The sequence below is a fragment of the Coleofasciculus sp. E1-EBD-02 genome, assembly GCF_040218245.1.
Lineage (GTDB): Bacteria > Cyanobacteriota > Cyanobacteriia > Cyanobacteriales > Coleofasciculaceae > Coleofasciculus.
Map to the genome: position 1 here is coordinate 98,167 of NZ_JAVJQN010000021.1, position 22,466 is coordinate 120,632.

The following is a 22,466-nucleotide window of genomic DNA, read 5'->3' on the forward strand; positions in this document are numbered from 1 at the left end:
TATGTGAGTTTAAATTGCTTAAAATATTTATACTGTAAGCTTTAGGTTATGGATATTTATCCCAAGCTATACTTCCCGGAGAGCCGAATTTATCCGGCTGTATTTAGATGAGTCAGATGAGGATGAGTAGGGGCGCATAGACGTGCGCCCTTATAGCGACGAATTTTGGGAGTTAACGTTACTATATTTATCGGCTGAGTTTGATGAGTGTATAAATGTTTTAGGGATAATTATAAGGACTTCTACCCAAGTAATCCGGGTAATAAATAATAGGTTACCTGTTGCCGTATCCGCGATCGCTTGTATCCAGGCACTACCTGTTTCCGGTATATAACGTTTGACTAGGGCGCTGCTATCCAGGAAGTAAGCATTTACCATTCGCCCCGATCCTCTGTAATGATTTCAGACAAGGGCTTACCTGGCATAGCTTTCAGTTTTTCGGTCAATTCTTGCCAAGTAGCTTCACAGACAGGTTCAACATCGCTTCGATGAGGAGGAGGGGTAACCAGTCCAGCCGCCGTTAAGGATTGGCTGATACGTTCAAGTTGAGTTACTGAATCTTCAGGCAAAATCTGAATCTGCACGGTTTGATGTTCTTGCAGGGGCAAGGGAGTTAAGGGGCGCAGCACTCCATTTTCGTAGATGGCGGTAATAGTTTCAGGCATTATTGATGAAGTAAGACAGTGGCTATGACTATTCTAGAGCAACGGTGCGTTACACTTCGCTCTCCTCACCCTACAATTTGACTTGTTTATAATGGTGCAAGATGTGAGTTAAAATTGCTTAAAATATTTATACTGTAAGCTTTAGGTTATGGAATTTTATCCCAAGCTATACTTCTAGCCACCCAACCTTAGGGGAGGTTATACAAGCGAATTTGATACCAACAAATAAGGTGGGCAATGCCCACCCTACAAATTAACTACAAATCAACCTTTCACGCAAACTACCTGCTTTAACGTCGCCACCACCTCCACCAAATCTGCTTGATTATTCATCACTTCATCAATCGGTTTATAAGCGCCGGGAATCTCATCCAAAACCCCGCCATCTTTGCGACATTCAACTCCTTGAGTCTGTGTCACCAAATCATCCAGGGAAAACTGTTTCTTTGCCTTTTTCCGAGACATCAAACGCCCTGCGCCATGGGAACAACTGCAATAACTTTCATGATTCCCTTTCCCCTTGACAATAAACGACTTTGCCCCCATCGAACCCGGTATAATCCCGTAATCCTCTTCACGCGCCCGTACTGCACCCTTGCGCGTGACGTACACATCTTCCCCAAAATGGACTTCTTTCTCGGCATAATTGTGATGGCAATTCACCTCTAACAATGGCTTGATTGGCTTACCTCCCGCCAAATATTTTTCCACAATTCGCTTAAAACGCGCCATCATTACATCGCGATTGTAACGGGCATAATTTTGCGCCCATTGTAAATCTCGCCAGTAGGCGGCAAATTCTGGGGTTCCAGCAATAAAGTAGGCTAAATCCGGATCAGGTAAGCGATTTTCTGCCAGTTTCGCTAATTCCTTCGCGGTGCTAATGTGGCATTGCGCCAAGCGATTGCCAATATTACGAGAACCAGAATGTAGCATTAACCACACGGAATCCTCTGTATCGAGGCACAGTTCAATAAAGTGATTTCCGCCACCCAGAGAACCCAACTGCTTCATCGCTTTTCCTTGCACATCCTGCACGCCGCGATGCAAGTCTTTGAAATATGTCCAGCCTTGCCAATTGCTGGCATCTTTCTCTACCTCTTTATTTTGGTTAAATCCAAGCGGAATGGCGGCTTCAATATCTAAGCGAATCTTCTTGAGTTTTCCCTCAAGTTGTTCTGCGCTAAATGGGGTTTTAATCGCTGCCATTCCACACCCAATATCAACTCCCACCGCCGCCGGAATTACGGCATCTTTGGTGGCAAGAACTGATCCAACTAATGCCCCTTTACCTAAGTGAACATCGGGCATCAACGCCACATGTTTAAACACAAAAGGCAAAGATGCTACATTTTTTGCCATCTGGGTTTCTTCATGACCTAAATCATGATTCGCCCAGGATAAAACGGGCTTATCGGTGGGCAGTTTCAGTTGTTCGTAAGGCATAAATATGCGCCTCTAGCGCTAAATAACATCAATATACTACAATTATAATACAAAAAGATTTCGTTGAGGAGATGAACTTATTGGGGGATGGCAACGTCAAGGCATCCACTGTAATGTAACATCTGATACGCACTGCATTTTAACTCTTATGAAGCGTTCTCGACGTGTATCTGCCGGAAAATCTATCATTTCCTTGTCTTTTAGCCTGATTTCTCTACTATCCCTCGCCCCAATTGCCCGTAGCATTTCCGATGGCACGCCCGATGAAACCGTCACCTGTGAAATCTTGGTGGTTGGCGGTGGATTAGCGGGTGCGGCGACAGCCTATGAAGGGTTACTCGCCGGACGAACGGTTTGCTTAACGGAGATTACCGACTGGGTAGGGGGACAGATTTCCTCCCAGGGAACCTCTGCACTGGATGAACGCCCGACTCAGCGATCGCGCCTTTTCTATTCTCGCGGTTATTTGGAATTGCGGGAACGGATTAGACGCAAATATGGGGAACTGAATCCAGGGGATTGTTGGGTGAGTGAATCCTGTTTTATTCCCAGTGACGCCCACGATATCCTCTTGGATATGTTGCAGGATGCAGCCAAACGGGGGAAAGGGACACTGAAGTGGTTTCCCTCCACGGTGATTAAGGAACTCGATTATAACCCGACGGGGAACTTGATTAAACATGCGATCGCGATTCAGCATCAACCCACCCCTGATGCACCCCCCCTGAACACATTTCCTCTATCACAAACCATTGAAGATTGGTATCAGTACCCGGATTCCCCCCAGTTTGACAAAACCATTATCCGCTTCGTTCCGCAAAACCCAGAACCCGGAAACGCCCCAGACTGGTATGTTGTGGAAGCTACAGAAACCGGGGAACTGATTGGGTTAACCAATGTCCCCTACCGCTTAGGAATTGACCCCCGTTCTTATCTCGAACCCTCGTCTTCCAGTGTTACAGGGAATCCTTATTGCACTCAGGGGTTTACCTACACCTTTGCCATGGAAGCCACGCAGGAACCGCAAAGCCATGAAATGCCGTCCTTTTACCCCCAATACGAACCCTATTATAGCTATGAATTATCCCGCTTAGCCGACTTTGACTTAGTGTTTACCTATCGGCGGATTTGGAGTCCAAAAACGGGTGAACCAGAGAAATTTGGCGGAATTCCCTTTACCGCGCCCACCGTTGGGGATATCTCGATGCAAAATTGGACGTGGGGAAATGACTACCGTCCCGGTACAGAGGTGGATAACCTGGTTTATACTCCTGACCAATTGCAAGCGACGGGACAGTTAGCCCCTGGAGGCTGGATGGGGGGTTTGCGAACCGAGAGTTTACGCAAAGCAGAGGAACTCTCCCTGGGGTATTTCTATTGGTTAGTGGCGGGAAATACGGACTCCCAACTGGGTGATGGGGTGAAGGAACCCCATCCCACTTATCGTTATTTATCGGGATTAGACTCTCCCATGGGAACAGTGCATGGGTTATCCAAGTATCCTTATATGCGGGAAGGGCGGCGAATTATTGGACGCCCTGCTTATGGGTATCCGGAGGGGTTTACAATTTGGGAAATTGATATGTCTCGCCGCAATTACCGGGAGGATTATTACCGTCAAACCTTATCTCCCAAAATGTATCGCCAGTTATGGACGGCTTTGGCGGGGCGGGAAGCGATTTCGGTGATTCAGGGTGAGGTATCACCGGATGAGGTGAATCGACGTACTCGTTCGACAATCTATCCCGATTCTGTGGGAATTGGACATTATGCCATTGATTTTCACCCCTGCATGAGTTTCTCTCCCCCAGAAGCGCCAGGAAATACGGAACGGGAGGGGGAACGTCAGGGGGCGGGTCAAGCCTATCCGTTTCAAATTCCCCTGCGGGCGATGATTCCGCAAAAGATTGACAATATGTTAGTGGCGGGGAAAAGTATCGCCACGAGTCATATTGCGGCGGCGGCGTATCGGGTGCATTCCTTTGAATGGTCATCGGGTGCAGGAGTGGGAACGACGGCGGCGTTTGCGTTGGAGAAGGGAATTGCGCCGTTTGAATTGGTGGATGGACTTCCACCCCATGATCCGCAGTTGCAGGTGTTGCGGCGACGGTTAGAACGGAATAATAATCCGACGGCGTTTCCGGATACGTCAATTTTTAATCAAGATTGGGAGGATTGGCGTTAAAGGAAACGTGCGATCGCGCTGTTTGTAATAGCCTGTTTGTAATAGCCTGTTTGTAGTAGCCACTTTAGTGGCTCTTCATGCCTAAGTATTCAACCGGACATGATATTACATCTCTGTAAAGGGCGCACGTCAGTGCGCCCCTACGATATATAACGTCTGTGCTTATGTCTATCCTTTTGCATAACCTCCCCCTGACTGAGAGATAGGAGAACGAGACGGTTATAATTCCTTATATACCTTGGCAATTCCAGCGATGCAATACCAACTGAAATATCTGAGCTTAGTTTGGGTAACAGCACTCCTAGCAGTGACTGCTCCTGTCATACCCATGGGTAGCATTGCGCCACTTGTTGCCCAGGCGCAAACGGTAGAAGATCAAAAAGCCGAGGCGGAACGACTCTTCCAACAGGGAGTGCAGGAATACCGCCGAGGGCAATACCAACAGGCGTTGGCAACCTATCAACAAGCGCTAGAAATACAACAAGCCCTCAATGATCAGGCGGGAATCGGGCAAACCCTCAATAATATCGGTGAGGTTTATTACTGGTTGCGGCAACATGAAGCTGCTTTAACCAGCTTACAGCAGGCTCTCTCCATTCGCATAGCACTCAAAGACCGTGCTGGAGAGGGAGAAACCTTAGATAACTTGGGTATAACCTATTACGGCTTAAAGGACTCTGAGCAAGCCTTAGAAACCTTACAGCAAGCGCTTTCTATTCGCCAAGAATTACAGGATCGCAGCGGAGAAGGCAAAACTCTCAGTAATATTGGCGCTGTTTACGCTTTTAGCTTACCACAATCGTCCCAAGGCTTAGAAACCTTACAGCAAGCGCTGGCGATACAGGAAGAAGTCGGGGATAAATTTCATGCCGAAATTACCCTGCGAAGAATCGGCAGGGCGTATGAAAGCCTGGAAGACTATTCTCGCGCTTTGGAGTGGTCAAAGAAAGCGTTAGTTCTTAGCCGTGAGATTGGTAACCGCGCGGGTGAGGGTGAAAGTTTACTGGCGATAGGATACGCTTATTACAATTTAGAAGACTATGACCGCTACTTGAAACATTACAAGCAAGCTTTACCCCTAATTCAAGATGCCGGAATTCGCCCATTAGAAAGTAGTATTCTATTCTGGCTGGGAAAGGCTTACTTTGACAAACAGCAATATGATCGAGCGCTGGACTATTATCAACAGGCATTGCCCTTAGTGCGGGAAGTAGATCAATCACGAGAGGTTAACATTCTTTTAAAAATAGGATTGGCTTATTTTATCCAAGAAAAATATGAATTAGCAGTGGATTTTTATCAGCAAGCCTTACCTATTGCCAGAGAACTAAAGGATAAGTCGCAAGAAGCTCTTATCCTGAGGTTGCTCGGCAATAGTTATAACCAGCAAGGTGATTACATCGGTGCGTTAGACTTTTATCAGCAAGGACTAACCCTTGCACGAGAACTCGACGATAAACTACAAGAATCTCAATTTCTATCATTCATAGCCTCTAGTTACTATAGGCAAGGAAAATATGACCTTGCAATTGAATACTACCAACAAGCATTAGCCATTCAGCAACAACCTCTCAATGATCGCACAGCACAACTAAACACCATCCTTCTAATGATGAGAGTGTATTATGCAAGTGTCGGTTCTGCCCATAGACAAAAAGATTATTCTCTTGCTCTTAAACAAAGCGAAACGATCATTACTTTAGTTCCAGAAGCATTAAATCTTGCTACAGAACTACAAGATTCAATAAAGAAACAAGAGATAATGGAGATAGAAAGTAGTACCTATGCAAAAATTGGTTATATCTACTACGATTTGTTAGATTTACCAAAAGCCCAAGAGTTTGCCGAACAAGGTCTAGCCATTGCGCGACAGTCTGAAAGTTTAGAAGCAGAGGCTTTTCCTCTATCGGTTCTTGCTGGTGTGTATAGTTCACTGGGAGATTATGCCAAGGCGATTGAAGTCTATAAGCGAGATATAGATATTGCGCGACAACTCAAAGATCCATTTTCAGAAACGCTATCTTTAATTAGTCTGGCTAGTACTTATAATATGGTGGAAGACTATGAGAAGGCGATCGAGTTACTCCAGCAAGCATTAGTGATAACAGGAGAAATAAATAGTTCTGAACTAGCACCTAATTTACAAGACACAGCGTTGAACTTGCGAAACAATGCATTGAGGAGTTTAATACTGGTTTATATCAATCTTGGAGACTTCGATAAAGCGCTTGATTATGCCCAGCAAAACGTAAGTTGGGCGCAAAGTATCGCGAAATCGGATAAAGAAGCAGAGGCGCTGATTGAGTTGGCTTATGTATATACTTTGTTCCGAGATTCTGCTAAAGCTGTGGAGTTAATTCAACAAGCTTTATCGATTGCTAAAACAATAAAACATCCTCAGCTAGAGGCGAAAGCCTGGGACAAGTTGAGTGAAATTTACAACCAGCAAGGAGATCATCCCTTAGCGCTGGATGCCGCCAACAAAGTAGGGGAAATTGCTAAAGCATTGGGCGATCCAAATCTCGAACGGAATGCTTTGGATCAGCTTATAGATATTTACAAAAGCCAGGGCAACTATGACAAATCATTAGAGTTAGCGCAGCAACTTTTGACCCTAATTCGGCAGTACCAGTTAAATGGCTTTGAAATCACAGCTTTAACGAAGTTGAGTGCCAATTATCTTTGGCTGGGCAATACAGAAAAAGCAACTGAATATGGGAAAGAAGCTTTAGCATTAGCGCAGCAAAGACAAGTTCCCGCAGATGAGCAAATAGCTTTAACTGGATTAGCTCAAATCCATAATCAACGGGGAGAATACGAGCAGGCGGTTGAATTGGCGCAAAGGAGTTTAGACATTTCCCAGCGGACAAAAAACTTCTTTGGAGAAGTTGAGGCTTCAAAGGTTCTTAGTGAAGCTTACGCCGCACTCGGAGATTATCAAAATGCCATTAGTGTTGCCGAACCCCGTTTAGCCCTAGCTCGGAAATTGAATGATCGCTATTCTGAAGCGGAATTACTCATTAATTTGGGCAATGCTTACAACGTTATTGGAGAATACAGCAAAGGCAAAGAGTTGATTGAGCAAGGTTTAACAATAGGTCGAGAACTTCAAAATCCAGCTTTAGAGGGGTTGGCGCTAGCAAGGTTGGGTAATGTTTATACGTCGTTCAAGGATTATCAGCAAGCTTTGGAGCTGTATCAAAAAAGCTTAGAAATCGCTCAGGATAACAACAGTCCTAGAGCGCAGACATTACCATTAACCCTTTTAGGGACTGCTTATTCGAGTTTAGGAGATTACCAGACAAGCCGTGAGTACTATCAGCAAGCGCTACCCATTTTGCGGACATTGCAAAATCGTCATGACGAAAGTATCGTTTTGACCATGATCGCCTGGAATTACTTTGTTCAAGGGGAAGCTGAAAAAAGCCTTGATTTCGCTCAACAAGGGTTAGTGATAGCCCAGGAAATTCAACAGCCTTTTCTAGAAATAATTGCTAACGTGGTGCTAAGTATTGGTTATGCTGAGTTAGGGGATGATCAAAAAGCCATGGAATCAGCCCAAGCTTTTTTAGCCTTCACTCGAAATGTCCAAAATCTTACCTTAGAAAGGGATGCACTGAACCTCATCGCTAGTCTACACCGTAAATTTGGCAGAAAGCAAGAAGCTATCGCGACTTACCAACAGGCATTAGCTATCAATACGCTTGAGGAAGTCATTGGTGATAAATCCTATAGCTATGCAGGTTTGGGGCGGCTTTATGCAGAGTTAGATCAACCTAATATTGCTATTACCTATTACAAACAAGCGATCAATGACTTTGAAGAAATTCGGCGGCTTAATCAAGAACTACCGCCCCAGTTACAAGAGTCTGCTCTACAAGCCATAATTGATTTTGACGGACTGACAACCGCTGATATTTATCGCCAATTAGCGGACTTGTTATTATCCCAAGGGCGAGATAAGGAAGCCCATCAGGTATTGGAACTGTTGAAGATACAGGAAATTCGTGATTTAGCCAGAGGTACAGTCTCAACAGATGACCAACCGGATGTACTTCTCAGCGAAGCCGAGAAAAAGGTTCAAGCTGAAAGCCAATCCCTAATTGCTTTAGGACGACAAATTAATGAATGTGAACGGACGAATTGTACTGAAAAAGGTGAGTTAAATGACCGTCTGACTGTTTTAATCCGTGAGTTTAATCAAAACTTGAAAACCATTGAAAAAGAAATTCGCTCCAACCGGGCGACGGATGATCTGTTCTTCGATCCCAGGAAACTCGCCAAAGCCAGGGAAATTGTAGAAGCTCAACCGCATACCGTCTTAATTTACCCGTTGGTGCTAGAGGAAAGACTCTGGTTAATCATGTTCTCAGAAGGGGGAGTTGTCCATAAACAAGAAGTTAATATTGGAGAAGAAGAGTTAGGAGAAACGGTTAACCAATTCCGGAGATTACTGGAAAATAACCGCTCGGATATTGCCGAAATTAAAGAAACGGGAAAACAACTCTACGATTGGTTAGTTAAACCCTTTGCTGCTGAACTGAAGCAAAACCAGGTGCAGAACTTAGTGTTCGCTTTAGATCGGGTAACGCGATATATTCCTATGAGTGCTTTGTCGGATGGGGAAAACTACTTGATTGAGAATTATACCATCTCGACCATCTTCTCAGCCGATTTAACCAATATTGGCGCTCGCCTTCCTGTGGATACTCAAGATATCCCCGTCCTAGCCATGGGTGTATCTGATGCGGTTGGTGGTTTCTCCTCCTTGCCATACGTCCAAACCGAACTCAATGCCATTGTGCGCCAAACAACCGATGATGATCTAGGGATTTATCCAGGGAAAACGTTTCTTAATGATACGTTTGACTATCGCAGTTTGCGCGATAATTTGACGGGACACAAGATTTTACATCTAGCGACTCACGGAGTATTTGTTCCGGGTAGTGCGGATGACTCGTTTCTGTTGTTAGGCGATGGTGAACAGCTAAGAATTCCCGACATTCAAACGTTAACTCAGTTACAGGACATTCATCTCGTCGTACTTTCTGCTTGCGAAACAACCTTAGCGGGTTCGCGCCCAGACGGTGTAGAGATTGCTAGTGTTGCTTACTATTTCCTCAGTAATGGAGCCGATGCGGTGATGGCTTCTCTGTGGAAAGTGAATGATGCCAGCACTAGCTTAAAGATGCGACAATTTTACAACAATCTGGCTCAAGGAACTGAACAAAACCCTGTCACTAAAGCTGAAGCCTTGCGACAAGCACAACTGGCTTTATTGAGGGGAAACTTTTCCGTTGAAGATATAGAACGAGCGGGACTTTTGTTACAAAGTCCTGAAGGCTTACCCGCCAGCGTGACGACGAATCTGAGCCATCCCTATTATTGGGCGCCCTTTATTCTTATTGGTAATGGACTGTAAGTAGGTTGGTGGACATAAACTCAACCATGTTAAGTTGTTTTAACAAGCCTCAAACCCTTACAAATGACGAATGACGAATGACGATCCCCACCGTTAACTTTAATTGTCCCCACCTACTTAATGGAGTTCGTAGTTAGGGCTTTAGCCTAAAATCTCGATTGGTACAATTTACCGCAACTTAAACCAATTATGTCACCAATCAAACGTCGTCAGTTTTTGCAATTCGCTGGCTCAACCCTCGCCACTCTGGGCTTGAGCCAACTCGATTTCCACCGTCAAGCTCACCAGTATACCCGTGTTCTCGCTCAACAGACACCCCGTAAACTAGCACTCCTTGTCGGTATCAACAAATATCCCCCCGGAATTTCCTCCCTGCGTGGCTGTCTTACCGATGTCGAGATGCAATACGAACTCCTGGTGCATCGCTTTGGCTTTAACCCCAAGGACATTCTCCTATTAACCGACGATACCCCAAATAAACCCACACGCCAGAACCTCCTCGATGCCTTTGAGACGCACTTAATCGAGCAAGCGCAACCGGGTGATATTGTTGTCTTCCACTATTCTGGACATGGTTCCCTTGTGCTTGACCCCGATGCAATTCCCATTCATCCCGATATCCAGGGGTACAACGGCACCATGGTTGTCTATGATTCTCGGCAAAATACTCAAAATGTCCACGTCAACGATATCATGGGCAAGACTCTATTTCTATTGATGTCTGCCCTAAACACAGAAAACGTCACCGTCGTCCTCGATAGCTGTCACTCTGGCGGTGGTACCAGGGGAAACCTCGTCTATCGCGCCCTCGATTCTCGGTTATCGGGAAACAATGCTCAACCCAGCGCCGCCGAGTTAGCCTATCAAGAACGGTGGATGACCAAACTGGGATTGTCACTGAGTCAACTCAAAACCTTACGCACCCAGGGTATCGCCAAGGGAATGGCACTAGGTTCAGCCCAGGCTAATCAACTGGCGGCGGATGCGCCCTTTGGCGACTTCTACGCCGGGGCGTTTACCTATCTCCTCACCCGCTACCTTTGGCAGCAGCCCTTCAATAAACCCCTGGCTACCGTCTTTGCGAATCTGGCTCGGAGTACGCGGGATGTGGCTCAAGCCTCGCACCTAGAACAAGACCCCATCTTTCAGGTTAAACCAGGTAGCGACTATGCCCAAAAACCCCTCTATTTCCTTGACCCGGATACCCCCGCCGCCGAAGCCGTAGTGCGTCGTATCGAGGGAGATCAAGTTACTTTCTGGTTAGGGGGGATTTCCTCTCAGAGTTTACAAGCCTTTGAAGAAGGAGCAGAATTTAACCTGATTGATACCAAAGGACAGGTTGTCGGGGAAGTTGTGCAAACCCATCGCCTTGGCTTAGTCGGATATGGTAGATTAAAATCCAGCCAACGGCAGACGATTTCCCCAGGAACGCTAATGCGAGAACAGATTCGCGGCGTACCCGCTAACTTAGCATTAAAAATTGGTCTGCATGAGTCTTTAGGTAATCAGATGGAAGCGGCTAGAGCAGTTTTAGAAACGATTGAACGGGTAAACGTTGTCCCCGTGAATACTAGCACAGTCGCCGACTATCTCCTCGGACGAATGAGTCAGGAGTCGCTCCAGCAAGCCCGTCAGCGTGATATCGTTACCTCTGCATCCATCGGCAGTATTGGGCTATTTTCCGCCGGACTCACGCCTGTTCCCGACTCCTTTGGACAACCGGAGGAATCGATAATCCAAGCGGTACAACGCCTACGCCCCCGTCTAACCATGTTATTGGCGGGTCGGATACTCCATTCTATCCTTAATAGCGATACCTCTCAATTGAATATTACCGTTGACATTAATCCCTTGGGGAGGCGAGGTGCTTCTGTGAGTACGGGACGCCCCTCAGAGACGAAAGCCGGACTTGTTACCCAAACCCTGGAAACAGAGATAACCCAACTCCAGATAGGGACTGAGGTGGAGTTAGTCATTCACAACCACGAAAACCGCAGCCTCTATATCGGGGTGCTAGTCATTTTCGCCAATGGTGATATCTATGTCTTGCATCCGATAACCTGGGGGGCGCCGGAAGAAGCAGCAAAACTAGGCGGTGGCGAGTCGATGGTGATTCCCCAGAAAATCGGTGATCCGACCAAGGATTTTCGCTTAGTGGTGCAGGAACCCCCAGGTTTCTTTGAACTTTTGGTTCTCACCAGTACAGAACCCTTACGGGATGCGTTGAAAGGGTTACAAGACATTGCCAGACGTCGCGGTGCATCGGGGACTCCACTGGGTTTGACGGAAGATATCACGGAAAATTCAGATAGTGAGAGTCCCGTGGCAGTTATCGACAGTTTGCTGGGTGATTTAGACCGAATGTCTCGCGGTAGAATAGCGTCAGTACGGGTTCGTCGTCGGCACAGTATTGATACCACTAAACTGGCTGCCCTCTCAACTATCTTGAAAGTCGTCGAATAACGTTTTAGCTCGATCATGTTGTAGGTTAGACCTGGAACCTAGGCGGATAATTCTTTCCGAGTAACCCAACCTAGGCGGGTTAACTTGAACATTTTGTGCTTTCCCTGACATGCACTCGGTTGAGCCGAGGGCGACCCGACCCCATTGAGTGGACTGGAATTTTTTCTTGATGCAAGCGGGTCACCCCTACAAGGGTTCCACTGGTCTTTCTTGCCGTGGTGTGATCTCAAATTCTTGACACGGAATAAACATTTAAAAATTATTTTATTATATTTTCGCTTATTCCCCATATTTTTAATTTAAATTATGGGGTAGATATTGGGTAAAAACTTAGTGCTGCCAAGTTAATCCGACTAATAGAGCCTGACGTGTCGCACCTGCATTGTACAATAACGGATAGGCTATACAATTTGGGATTTCTTGTTCACCTGTTCAGGGACAATCAATCATGTCAATGGCTTTCCCTACAGACGACAACGATCACTTGCCCAGGCTAGAGCAAGCAGAAATTGAACAGTATCTTGCCAGTGGCATATTTCATGGCATTGGCAAGAAGACAGCCGCTTTGCTGGCGGCATATTTTGGCTCGGATACCCTTGAGGTTCTGGAGTTCTCACCCCAACGACTCACACTTATTCCTGGGTTATCCCAATATCGGATTGATGCCATTCTCTCGGCTTGGGAGAAAAGCAAGAGCAACCCAGTCCGAGGGACTCAAGCTTGGTTGCTGGGGATGGGGATATCTTTGGGGTTAACGCTGAAACTGACTGACTACTATGATCAGCGTACAGCATCTGTCCTCAACACCAACCCTTATCAGATTATTAATGATCTGGACGGCATTGGATTTAAGATAGCTGACAGTTTAGCGCTCAAGTTGGGGATGCCGCCTGATAGTACCCTGCGCTATGAACAAGGGATTATTCAAACCTTACAAGATGCCAGAAATCAGGGGCATTGTTTCCTCCCCAGCTCCGAACTCATCGAAGCAGCACTGGGGTTATTGAGTTGTCCCGGACATACACCAAATGCCCGGTTACTTCATCAGGTATTAGAGAATGCGCTCACCCAAAAAATTGTAGTGGAGGGACGGTTATCAGAGTCGCTCTACTTAAAACCAATTTATCGGGCGGAGGTTAATGTTGCCCAATTGATTCTGTATTTTGCCTCTCGCAACCAACTGCCTATCGAACCGTTAGAGGAGTGGTTACAAAAACTAGAAGCAGTAGAATGGCGGGAGTCTAGTGTGCTGGCTCCAGAACAGCGACAGGCACTATTAAAGTCTTATGCCCAACCAATTAGCATTATTACGGGAGGGGCTGGGCGAGGGAAAACGCATATTTTGAAGTATTTGATCAATTGGCTAACGGAGTGTAGATTCAAGGTGGCTTTAGCTGCACCTACCGGAAAAGCAGCGACAAGAATGAAGAACGCCACCGAATTAGATGCCCAAACGATTCATCGTCTACTTCAGTGGCGAGGGTATGGTCAAAAGTTTGAGTTTAATCAGGATAACCCCTTGCCGATTGACTGGTTAATTATCGACGAATTTAGTATGGTCGATATTTTCCTGTTTAATTCCCTCTTAAAAGCCTTAGAACCCCATACGAGAATCGTATTGGTTGGGGATCATAATCAGCTCCCTAGTGTGGGCGCGGGAATGGTGCTGCGCGACTTACTGATATCTGAAGTTGTACCCTGTTCTCGCCTGAAAAAGATTTACCGCCAACCGGAAGAAAGTCCGATTATCTATGCAGCAGAAGATGTCATTCGTGGCGTGGTTCCTAATTTGCAACGGTTTAACTCTCCTCTCCAATGGCAAAAGGTTTCCGATTGCGCCCTGCTGTGTCGCCACACCCCTGAAGCAATTGCCGATACCATTGTCGAGCTAGTGGCACAGATGCAGGGTGATCAGGTTAACTTAAAAGATCAGGTGATGGTTCTTGCTCCCCAAAAGAAAGGGGTGGTTGGGGTTCAAGCGTTAAATAAACGATTACAGCCTCTATTTAATCCAAAACAACCGGAACAGCCAGAAGTGGAAACGGGGGAGGTGGTGTATCGAGTTGGCGATCGCGTGATTCAATTGAAAAATAGATATGATACAATCCCGGCGGTGATGAATGGCGAGGGGGGTTGGGTAATTGAGGTTCATCCTAAATCCCAGCCAGAACGGGTTAAGGTGGCATTTGAAGGCGGCGCGGTTGTTGATTATGTTCCCGGCATTTTTGAGCAGATTATGCATTCGTTTTGCCTAACTTGCCATAAAGCTCAAGGTAGTGAATTCCAGTATGTAATTATGCCTCTGTCACCTTCAAACCACCGGATGCTTTCTCGTCAACTTCTCTACACCACAATGACTCGTGCCAGCTACGGTGGATTTATCGCCGTTGGTAGACCAGAAACCTTAAAGTTTGCCGTCAGTGTCGATAAACCAATGCGTCGATATACTCAGTTGCCTTTATTATTATCTGAGTCTGATCAAAGCTTAATGGATGCACTGAATCAGGTGAGAACTACCCAGTCTCCAGCATCGCCAAATCAACGATTTGTTAGCGTGGCGATGCGACTCCGTGAACTCAATATTGATGCTACCAAAGGGCAAAAGACTTCGATTGGATCATTGGCGCTCCAGCTTTATCAATCCCATTATGGTCGCCGTCCCTCCAAGCGTCTAGAAGTGATAGAACCTGGACAAAAGTTTAAAACCTATCATTATGAAAATGAAGCGATTGAACTGCTGGATTTTGCAATTATGACTATTATGAAAGGCGATCGTCATTAACTGTAGTTGCACCATTGAGTTGTTGACATGGGTAGCGAGCAAGATGCAAAGCCTGCGGCATGGCTTCGCTTAACGCATTACAACGATTTTGCAGTTGTTGATATTAAGATTTTAAATTGAAAGACCCAGTTTTAGACCAAGGACAACGTGAACAACCAGTAGAATCATAATTGTACTCCCCAAATAAGCATGAGCAGTACGAAACGATTCTTTCTTTTCACCCCCAAAACCAAACGTCATCACCGCGTTAATTCCTAACAAAATGACGGCAGAAGAACCTGTCCAAAAATGCGGACTTTCAAAAATAGGTTTATGCTGCATCACCAGGGAAAGAACGCCTCCGGTATACCCCAGCGCAATAAACAGGTACATCAACGGTGCAAGCTGACGGTGAGACGCACGACTTTTCGCCGCCACTTCCCCATCTTTTGTCAGGCGACTACGCCATCCCATATACGCGACAAAACTACCGAGAACAAATATCACGATTCCCATCATGACAGGATGTCCCCAGTGAACAATCGGTTCAGGAACGCCTAACGTGCGAAACCACGCCGCGATCGGTTCTAGGACTTGACTCAGTTGTTCTCCCATCGGTTTAAATTCATCTTTCTTTACATCTATCTATTTTGACACGTTTTGCACTTTCAGCAAGTTAAATGATTGGCATAAAAACTGGGACAAAGGACAAATGACATAAGACAAATCACTAATCAGATAATCAGCCAAACCGCCAATCCCAAAAAGGGAACATATCGCAGCCATCGCCCCCTTTTATTAGAGGGAATGACGGCGGTTAACAGTACACCCTGGAAAATGGAAAACAGCACCAAATCAACACAAAATGCGATAGTCACGCGGTTACTCATAAACAGTTCTCTAAAATACTGCGCCCTCTGTGCTAAATCTCCAAACTCCGGTCTTCCCACAAAACCCCATACAATAGCTAGAGTACCCACAATCAGCCCTATCCATCCGAAAAGACGAGCTAACCAGCCTTTTTCAGGTTCATCCTTTTCTTGAGGACGGGGAACAGTATAACGCAGCGCCATATAAGGTGTAAGAATAACATTCGTCAGGAACATTGCCACACTCCACATCAAAACCTTAGGTAAATGGCGTCCCCTTTTATCCATTAACAATAAGGGGAGAAACATAAATATCCAGGCTTCGGCAAAGTTGAACAGTGCTTCTAGGGTAGGGTGAACCGTCGGGGACTCCATGACATGAATACCCACCCCATTGAGAATCGGTAAGATCAAGAAAAAATTGAGCGACTCATCCAGAATTTCCTGTAGGGTTTCGGGTTGAATTGCCCAAATTGGTTCTCCAGGAAGCAGTTGATTAGGTGGAGAAAGCAAGAGGACATAAGTATAGACTATCGCCACCAGTGCCAACGCGATCGCAACTCCAGGCTGAGGTTGTTCTGATTTAGCAGTAGCAAGGGTTTCTGGCTGGTGTTTCAGCAGTCGTCGTACCAAAGGAGTAACCAATCGGATAATCCAGAATGCAACTTTACCCGGTTTAATGGGCGGTTCCACCACATCACGGGCGAAAATTAACTTACCCGTGGTTTCAGACAGACGATAAAAGCTGACCCCTCGTCCATTGGGAAAGGGAATACCATCGAGTTCAACATGCCAAAGGACACCCGTGGAAGATGAATCTCCTGTCGTAATATCATCAATAACAAAGAGTAAGTCATCGGGTACACCTTGATAGGATTCTTCAAAAAGCTGCTGAACGGCGGCTTTCCCGCGAAAGGGTTGGGGAAAGTTAAGATCCTCATAGACGCACTCATCATCGATGCAGTCTATAGCGGCTGAAATATCCCTGCGGTTGATTGCCTGATACAGGGATTTAATCATCAAATGAGCAGGTTTTGTCATGTTGGCAGTTCGTGACTCTAATCAAACTATATCTGACATACCGCACCTACAACTCGTCACCATCGGTATTTTCGCCGTTTTTCCGGTTTGAAAAGTTATTTTTGATACATACAAATAGAGGTTGTTGATAATTTCTGCGCTATCCAATGAATTGGAGAGGTATAATTCGAGTAAAATAGAACATAAGAGTATTCCTTCTAGAATGAGGTAGCCTCTATGACCAGTAAAATTTTAAAAGGGCGTTATCAAATCAAACGCCACCTCGGAAAACGAGCCGGTCAACGCACTCTACTCGCCTGGGATCAGCAAAGCCAAAAGTTTGTAGTTGTGAAACTACTCACCTTTAGCAGTGATTTAACCTGGGAAACATTTAGGCTCTTTGAGCGCGAAGCCAAAACCTTACGGAAACTTTCTCACCCAGCTATTCCTGGCTATCTTGACTACTTTGAGATTCAGACAGACCATGGCAAAGGCTTTGCCCTAGTACAAAGTTATATTAACGCTCCTTCATTAGAAGAGTATCTCAAAGCGGGACGAATATTTAGTGAAACCAACCTCAAACAAATTGCCAAAGCCGTCTTAGAAATTCTCATTTATCTACACAATTGTCATCCTCCCATTATTCACCGCGACATTAAACCGGGCAATATTTTGCTCACCAATCGTTCCGGCGCTCATGTCGAGCAAGTGTACTTAGTAGACTTTGGTTCTGTACAAGCCGCCGCCGTGGAACAAGGGACGATAACTGTCGTTGGTACTTATGGCTATATGCCACCTGAGCAGTTTGGGGGACGAGCGGTTGCAGCTTCTGATTTGTATAGTTTAGGCGCCACACTAATTTATTTAGCATCAGGACAACATCCGGCTGATTTCCCCCAAAAAGATTTACGGATTTGCTTTGAGAATTATGTCAGTTTATCACCCAGTTTTATCGACTGGTTGCAATGGATGACACAGCCAAGTCTGGAGCGGCGATTGGCATCAGCTAGTCAGGCTTTGCAAGTTCTAGAGAATCCACAACCGCAGCACCATCAATCTCTAATTCTCAAGAAACCAGCCGGTTCTAAAGTTGTGTTGACGAAAAACCATGATTTTATACAGATTTTTATGCCATCTCAATGCTCCAGTATTGAGTTGCTATGGATTGTTGGCTTTGCCATTTCTTGGAATGTAGGCTTCTTCATGAATTTTTTAAAGGCAATACGCAATTGGAGTTCAGGCGGATGGATTGAAGCCTTTTTTTTGTTAGTGCCTTTAGGCATTGGCTTGGGTATAATATTATGTATTTTGTTTTGTTTATTTGGAGGAGTCGAGTTAAAAATAGATCACCATAAAATTAGTTTAAAATACAAGATTTTTGGGTGTGAATACCAACGACCGCGTCCTGCTACACGGCATAAAATATTCAAGTTAAAGTACAAAAAAAACACAGAGTCAACGTTCGGCGAGCTAATGATTTTTGCCGGACGGAAAACTTTTACCCTTGGCGACAATTGTTCGCTATCCCCAACAGAGATTGACTGGTTAGCTGATGAACTTAGCAACTGGTTAAAATTACCAATTAGTCAAGATAATCAGATCATCTAACCCTTTGAAGTTACTCTTAGCCAAGAGGAGTATATGATTTCCAGTAAATCTATGCAGTCTATCTAGAATGAGGTAGCCTTTATGACCCGTCAAATCTTAAAAGGGCGTTATCAAATCAAACGCCAACTCGGAAAACGAGCCGGTCATCGCACTCTACTCGCCTGGGATCAGCAAAGCCAAAATTTTGTGGTTGTGAAACTGCTCACCTTTAGTAGTGATTTAACCTGGGAAACATTCAGACTGTTTGAGCGCGAAGCCAAAACCTTACAGAACCTTTCTCACCCAGCTATCCCTGGCTATCTTGACTACTTTGATATTCAGACAGACCATGGCAAAGGCTTTGCCCTAGTACAAAGTTATATTAACGCTCCTTCATTAGAAGAGTATCTCAAAGCGGGACGAACATTTAGTGAAACCAACCTCAAACAAATTGCCAAAGCCGTCTTAGAAATTCTTATTTATCTGCACAATTGTCATCCTCCCATTATTCACCGCGACATTAAACCGAGCAATATTTTGCTCACTAATCGTTCCGGCGCTCATGTCGGTCAAGTGTACTTAGTAGACTTTGGTGCTGTGCAATCCGCCGCCATGGAACAAGGGACGATAACTGTCGTTGGTACTTATGGCTATATGCCACCTGAGCAGTTCGGGAGACGAGCGGTTGCAGCTTCTGATTTGTATAGTTTAGGCGCCACACTAATTTATTTAGCATCAGGACATCATCCGGCGGATTTGCCCCAAAAAGATTTACGGATTTGTTTTGAGGATTCTGTCAGTTTATCACCCAGTCTTATCAACTGGTTGCAATGGATAACACAGCCAAGTCTGGAGCGGCGATTGGCATCAGCTAGTCAGGCTTTGCAAGTTCTAGAGCGCCGATTAAGTATTCCCAGAAACCGAGTTACTCGTGAGGATAACAACGAACTATCAGCATTTTACCCAAAGAAACCCGGTTTCTTGACCAATGTCTTAGTTACCAAGAAACCAGTCGGTTCTAGAGTTGGGTTGACGAAAACCAATGATTCTCTACAAATTTCAATTCCACCTAAAGGTTTCAGTCCTGATTTACCTATTGGCATAGCAATTCTCTGGAATATATTTCTCATCTTTCCTTATTCCGCTGCTATAGTAAATTGGAGTTCAGGTGGATGGGCGGTTACCTTGTTTTGTTTACCACATTTAGGAATTGGCATTAATATGATCCGACAAATATTATTTACTATTTGGGGAAAGATTCATCTCCAGATAGATCAGGCGCAAATCACTTTAAACTATCAGCTTTTTGGCTTAAACTTCCAGCTTCCTCGCCCTGCACCACGACATCACATTCTTAAATTAGAACGGACTCAAACATATTATCATACAACTTCAAAAGGTAAAACAGTGAAAGTTGAACCGCAAATTAATATTTGGGCAGGAACTAAACAATTTGTGATTGGTGGCAAGGGTTGGCTATCGGAATCCGAGTTGGACTGGTTAGCTTATGAATTTAGCAACTGGTTAGAACTACCAATTAGCTTATTAGAAGCTGATTCTGGTTAAACTGTCGCTTCTTGATGTTGATCTAAAAATGCCTCCACCGTTCGGTTAAACTCCTCTGGCGCGACTAAAAAGGGCCAATGATTACCGGGAACCTGGCAAACTTGTAAATTTTTCAAATAGGTTTTATAGGGTTTCAGTTGCCAGTCTTGGCGATTCACCCCTTTTTCCGGTTGCACAAACAAGGTAGGAATATGAATCGGAACCGTTAATCCGGCGACAAGCATCACATCCTCAAACGTACCATCACGGGCAGCTACGGTAAACTTACTCCCCCAAGAACCATCAGGTTTCTGCTCAATACTGGCTTGAAAGACTTGCTGCTGTAATGGCGTCCAATCTTGATATTGACTTAACTGACGTACTTTCTGTTCGGCGTCTTCATAACTCTCAAACGGACCCATTCCTTTAAGAAAGGGTAAAACCCGGTATAACAAAGGGAATGTAACCTTGAGCAGACTGGGCATTTTCCAGATAAAAATCGGATCAACCAAAACCATGCTGCGGAATCGTTCGGGATGCTGTTTTGCCCAAATCGGGGCTAATTTTCCTGTCCAGGAATGCCCGATAATATGGGCTGATGACCATCCCAAGTGATCCATGAGGGCTTCTAAGTCCGCGATCGCACTAGCAAAGGTATAATCATCGTCAGGCTTACTACTCTCCCCATGACCCCGCATATCGGGAGCGATGATATGATAGCTCTCAGCCAGATACTCGGCTAAACTCGACCACACTAAAGCGTGATCCGCTAAACCATGGAGTAGTAACAAGGGTTCTGAACCTTGCTTCCACTCCAGATAAGACAGTTGGATTTCGGGTAAGGATACAGTTTGCCGTGTTGGTGTCATTTTGCGTTCGGTGGTAGTAAACCCGAATGTAGAATAGCAAATATCAACAAAAGATAACGCATTCTACTGAGCAGGGATTAGGTAGAATCAGAACAAATCAGATTGGTTTGAGTGAACTTACGGCTGATTTAGATTGAATGGAGGGAGACAATCGGTATGGCATTTACAGCGAGTGTTATTTCAACGAACGAATGGGGCGCTAGACCCCCAAAACAGTGGCCCGGACAAACGAGACCGCAATATATTATCATTCATCATACGGCGACTCCTAATCCCCCCAATGATGTTTCCAGAGGGACATTAACAGGAGCTAAAACCTTCGCCCGCAGCATTCAAACTGCCCATATGGATGGCTTTGGCTGGATTGATTCGGGTCACAATTTTTTGAACACAACGGGTGGATATTTGCTAGAAGGCAGACATGGAAGTCTGAATGCGGCTAAACAAGGACGCAGTGTGCGTTCATCCCATGCGGGTAGTAATAAAGGGAATCAGTCGCCAGGGATTGAAAATGAAGGCACGTTTATCACCTATCAAATGAATGCCAAACAGTGGGATAGTTTGGTTGAATTATGCGCCTCGATTTGCTCAACGACTAAGATTAACCCGGATAATATTCTCGGACATCGCGACTTTTCTCCTACTCAATGTCCTGGAGATTGGTTATACAGTCAATTACCTCGCTTACGCCAGGAAGTCCGTCAGCGACTCGGGGCATCTTTTATCGAAGTTTTGCGGGAAGGAGACACCGGATTACGAGTGAAAGAACTCCAGCAAATTCTCAGCGCTCAAGGGTTTAATCCGGGTCCAATTGATGGTATTTTTGGCGCGGGTACTGAAGATGCCGTGATTTTGTTCCAAAAGTTTCATGGGTTAGAACCTGATGGTTTGGTTGGACCGAATACGTGGAAGGTGTTAGAACGGGTGTCTCAACCGACACAGCCACCTCCCATCGACACTGGGACTCCGACAGCGCCGGATACAACACCGGGGGGAAGTACACCTTTGAAGCCACCAACTCCTTTCACCCAGGTTCAACTCCTCGATACCTATAAGTATTACCGGGAACTCCCCCATCAAACCCAAGCCATTCAGTGGTTACAAGCCCAACTATCTGAGGCGACGTTGGTGGAGTTTTCCCAAAAATGGCGCAATCAACCGTTAGAACCGTTTTTACCACTCCAGGAAGGTTCCGTGGGTTCTCAAGTGAAGCAAGTCCAAGAGGTTTTGCAGCAAGAAGGCTTTGATCCGGGTCCTGCTGATGGGATCTATGGTCCAAAGACAAAAGCGGCTGTTATTGCGTTTCAGCGCTCAAAGGGGATGACTGCAGATGGGATGGTGGGGGCGGTGACGTGGTCTGTTTTGAATTTAGTATAGCAGAAGTAAGAATCATTCCGAAATGTGATTGTTATGTAATCGAGGTAATTTATGAAGAAAAAGAAGAGTTTTTAACCCCAAATGAAAAGATAGCAGCGATAGATTTAGGTATAGATAATTTGATGGCTGTAACTTCAAATCAACCGGATTTTACTCCTTTGTTGATTAATGGCAGACCGTTAAAAAGCCTAAATCAATTTTATAACCAACGTCGAGCGAAGTTACAATCTCTGTTAAAAAGCAATCGTCAAAGTTCC

General features: G+C 45.3%; 13 protein-coding genes and 1 pseudogene. 8 read left to right on the plus strand and 6 right to left on the minus strand.

Annotated features, from left to right (window positions below; translation table 11 throughout):
- Positions 1–150: 150 nt before the first annotated feature.
- From RIC07_RS03790 to RIC07_RS03800, 3 genes are all read right to left on the minus strand, one after another.
- Positions 151–378, minus strand: a complete 228-nt coding sequence (locus tag RIC07_RS03790) for a type II toxin-antitoxin system VapC family toxin (RefSeq protein WP_446393341.1) — start codon at positions 376–378, stop codon at positions 151–153.
- A complete protein-coding gene (locus RIC07_RS03795; protein WP_446383364.1) occupies positions 372–665 on the minus strand; it encodes an antitoxin family protein in 294 nt (97 codons plus the stop codon). The genes RIC07_RS03790 and RIC07_RS03795 overlap by 7 nt, the downstream gene beginning before the upstream one ends.
- A gap of 264 nt (positions 666–929) precedes the next feature.
- Positions 930–2,111: an RtcB family protein gene (locus RIC07_RS03800; RefSeq protein ID WP_446393342.1), complete on the minus strand. Its 1,182-nt coding sequence runs from the start codon at positions 2,109–2,111 to the stop codon at positions 930–932.
- Between the two features lie 148 nt (positions 2,112–2,259).
- Here RIC07_RS03800 and RIC07_RS03805 point away from each other — a divergent pair, with 148 nt between their 5' ends.
- The 4 genes from RIC07_RS03805 to recD2 all read left to right on the plus strand — a co-directional run bounded on the left by RIC07_RS03805 (position 2,260) and on the right by recD2 (position 14,963).
- A complete protein-coding gene (locus RIC07_RS03805) occupies positions 2,260–4,296 on the plus strand; it encodes an FAD-dependent oxidoreductase (RefSeq protein WP_446393343.1) in 2,037 nt (678 codons plus the stop codon).
- A 253-nt stretch (positions 4,297–4,549) separates the two neighbouring features.
- The gene (locus RIC07_RS03810; RefSeq protein WP_446393344.1) at positions 4,550–9,718 is read left to right on the plus strand and encodes a tetratricopeptide repeat protein; all 5,169 of its coding nucleotides are present in this window, start codon (positions 4,550–4,552) and stop codon (positions 9,716–9,718) included.
- A gap of 189 nt (positions 9,719–9,907) precedes the next feature.
- Positions 9,908–12,181 (plus strand): caspase family protein, encoded by a 2,274-nt coding sequence (locus RIC07_RS03815; protein ID WP_446393345.1) that lies wholly within the window; start codon positions 9,908–9,910, stop codon positions 12,179–12,181.
- A 448-nt stretch (positions 12,182–12,629) separates the two neighbouring features.
- The gene (gene recD2 / locus RIC07_RS03820) at positions 12,630–14,963 is read left to right on the plus strand and encodes an SF1B family DNA helicase RecD2 (protein ID WP_446393346.1); all 2,334 of its coding nucleotides are present in this window, start codon (positions 12,630–12,632) and stop codon (positions 14,961–14,963) included.
- A 111-nt stretch (positions 14,964–15,074) separates the two neighbouring features.
- Here recD2 and RIC07_RS03825 read toward each other — a convergent pair whose 3' ends face one another.
- Positions 15,075–15,557 carry a DUF4079 domain-containing protein gene (locus RIC07_RS03825; protein WP_446393347.1) on the minus strand — a complete coding sequence of 161 codons (483 nt, stop codon included), beginning with the start codon at positions 15,555–15,557 and terminating at the stop codon, positions 15,075–15,077.
- A 119-nt stretch (positions 15,558–15,676) separates the two neighbouring features.
- On the minus strand, positions 15,677–16,852 hold the full coding sequence (locus RIC07_RS03830; protein WP_446393348.1) for a nuclear transport factor 2 family protein: 1,176 nt from the start codon (positions 16,850–16,852) through the stop codon (positions 15,677–15,679).
- A 216-nt stretch (positions 16,853–17,068) separates the two neighbouring features.
- Here RIC07_RS03830 and RIC07_RS03835 point away from each other — a divergent pair, with 216 nt between their 5' ends.
- Complete coding sequence (locus RIC07_RS03835) at positions 17,069–18,439, plus strand: serine/threonine protein kinase (protein WP_446393349.1); 1,371 nt, start codon at positions 17,069–17,071, stop codon at positions 18,437–18,439.
- 81 nt (positions 18,440–18,520) lie between these two features.
- Positions 18,521–19,984 (plus strand): serine/threonine protein kinase, encoded by a 1,464-nt coding sequence (locus RIC07_RS03840; protein WP_446393350.1) that lies wholly within the window; start codon positions 18,521–18,523, stop codon positions 19,982–19,984.
- Here the strand turns inward: RIC07_RS03840 and RIC07_RS03845 are convergent.
- Positions 19,981–20,832, minus strand: coding sequence for an alpha/beta fold hydrolase (locus RIC07_RS03845; protein WP_446393351.1), 852 nt, complete (start codon positions 20,830–20,832; stop codon positions 19,981–19,983). The genes RIC07_RS03840 and RIC07_RS03845 overlap by 4 nt on opposite strands.
- A 156-nt stretch (positions 20,833–20,988) precedes the next feature.
- Between RIC07_RS03845 and RIC07_RS03850 the strand changes: the two genes are divergently transcribed.
- Together RIC07_RS03850 and RIC07_RS03855 are read left to right on the plus strand one after the other, a co-directional pair.
- Positions 20,989–22,209: a peptidoglycan recognition protein family protein gene (locus RIC07_RS03850; protein ID WP_446393352.1), complete on the plus strand. Its 1,221-nt coding sequence runs from the start codon at positions 20,989–20,991 to the stop codon at positions 22,207–22,209.
- Positions 22,206–22,466: pseudogene (locus RIC07_RS03855) on the plus strand (transposase); the annotation flags it as partial. The gene RIC07_RS03850 and the pseudogene RIC07_RS03855, both read left to right, overlap by 4 nt.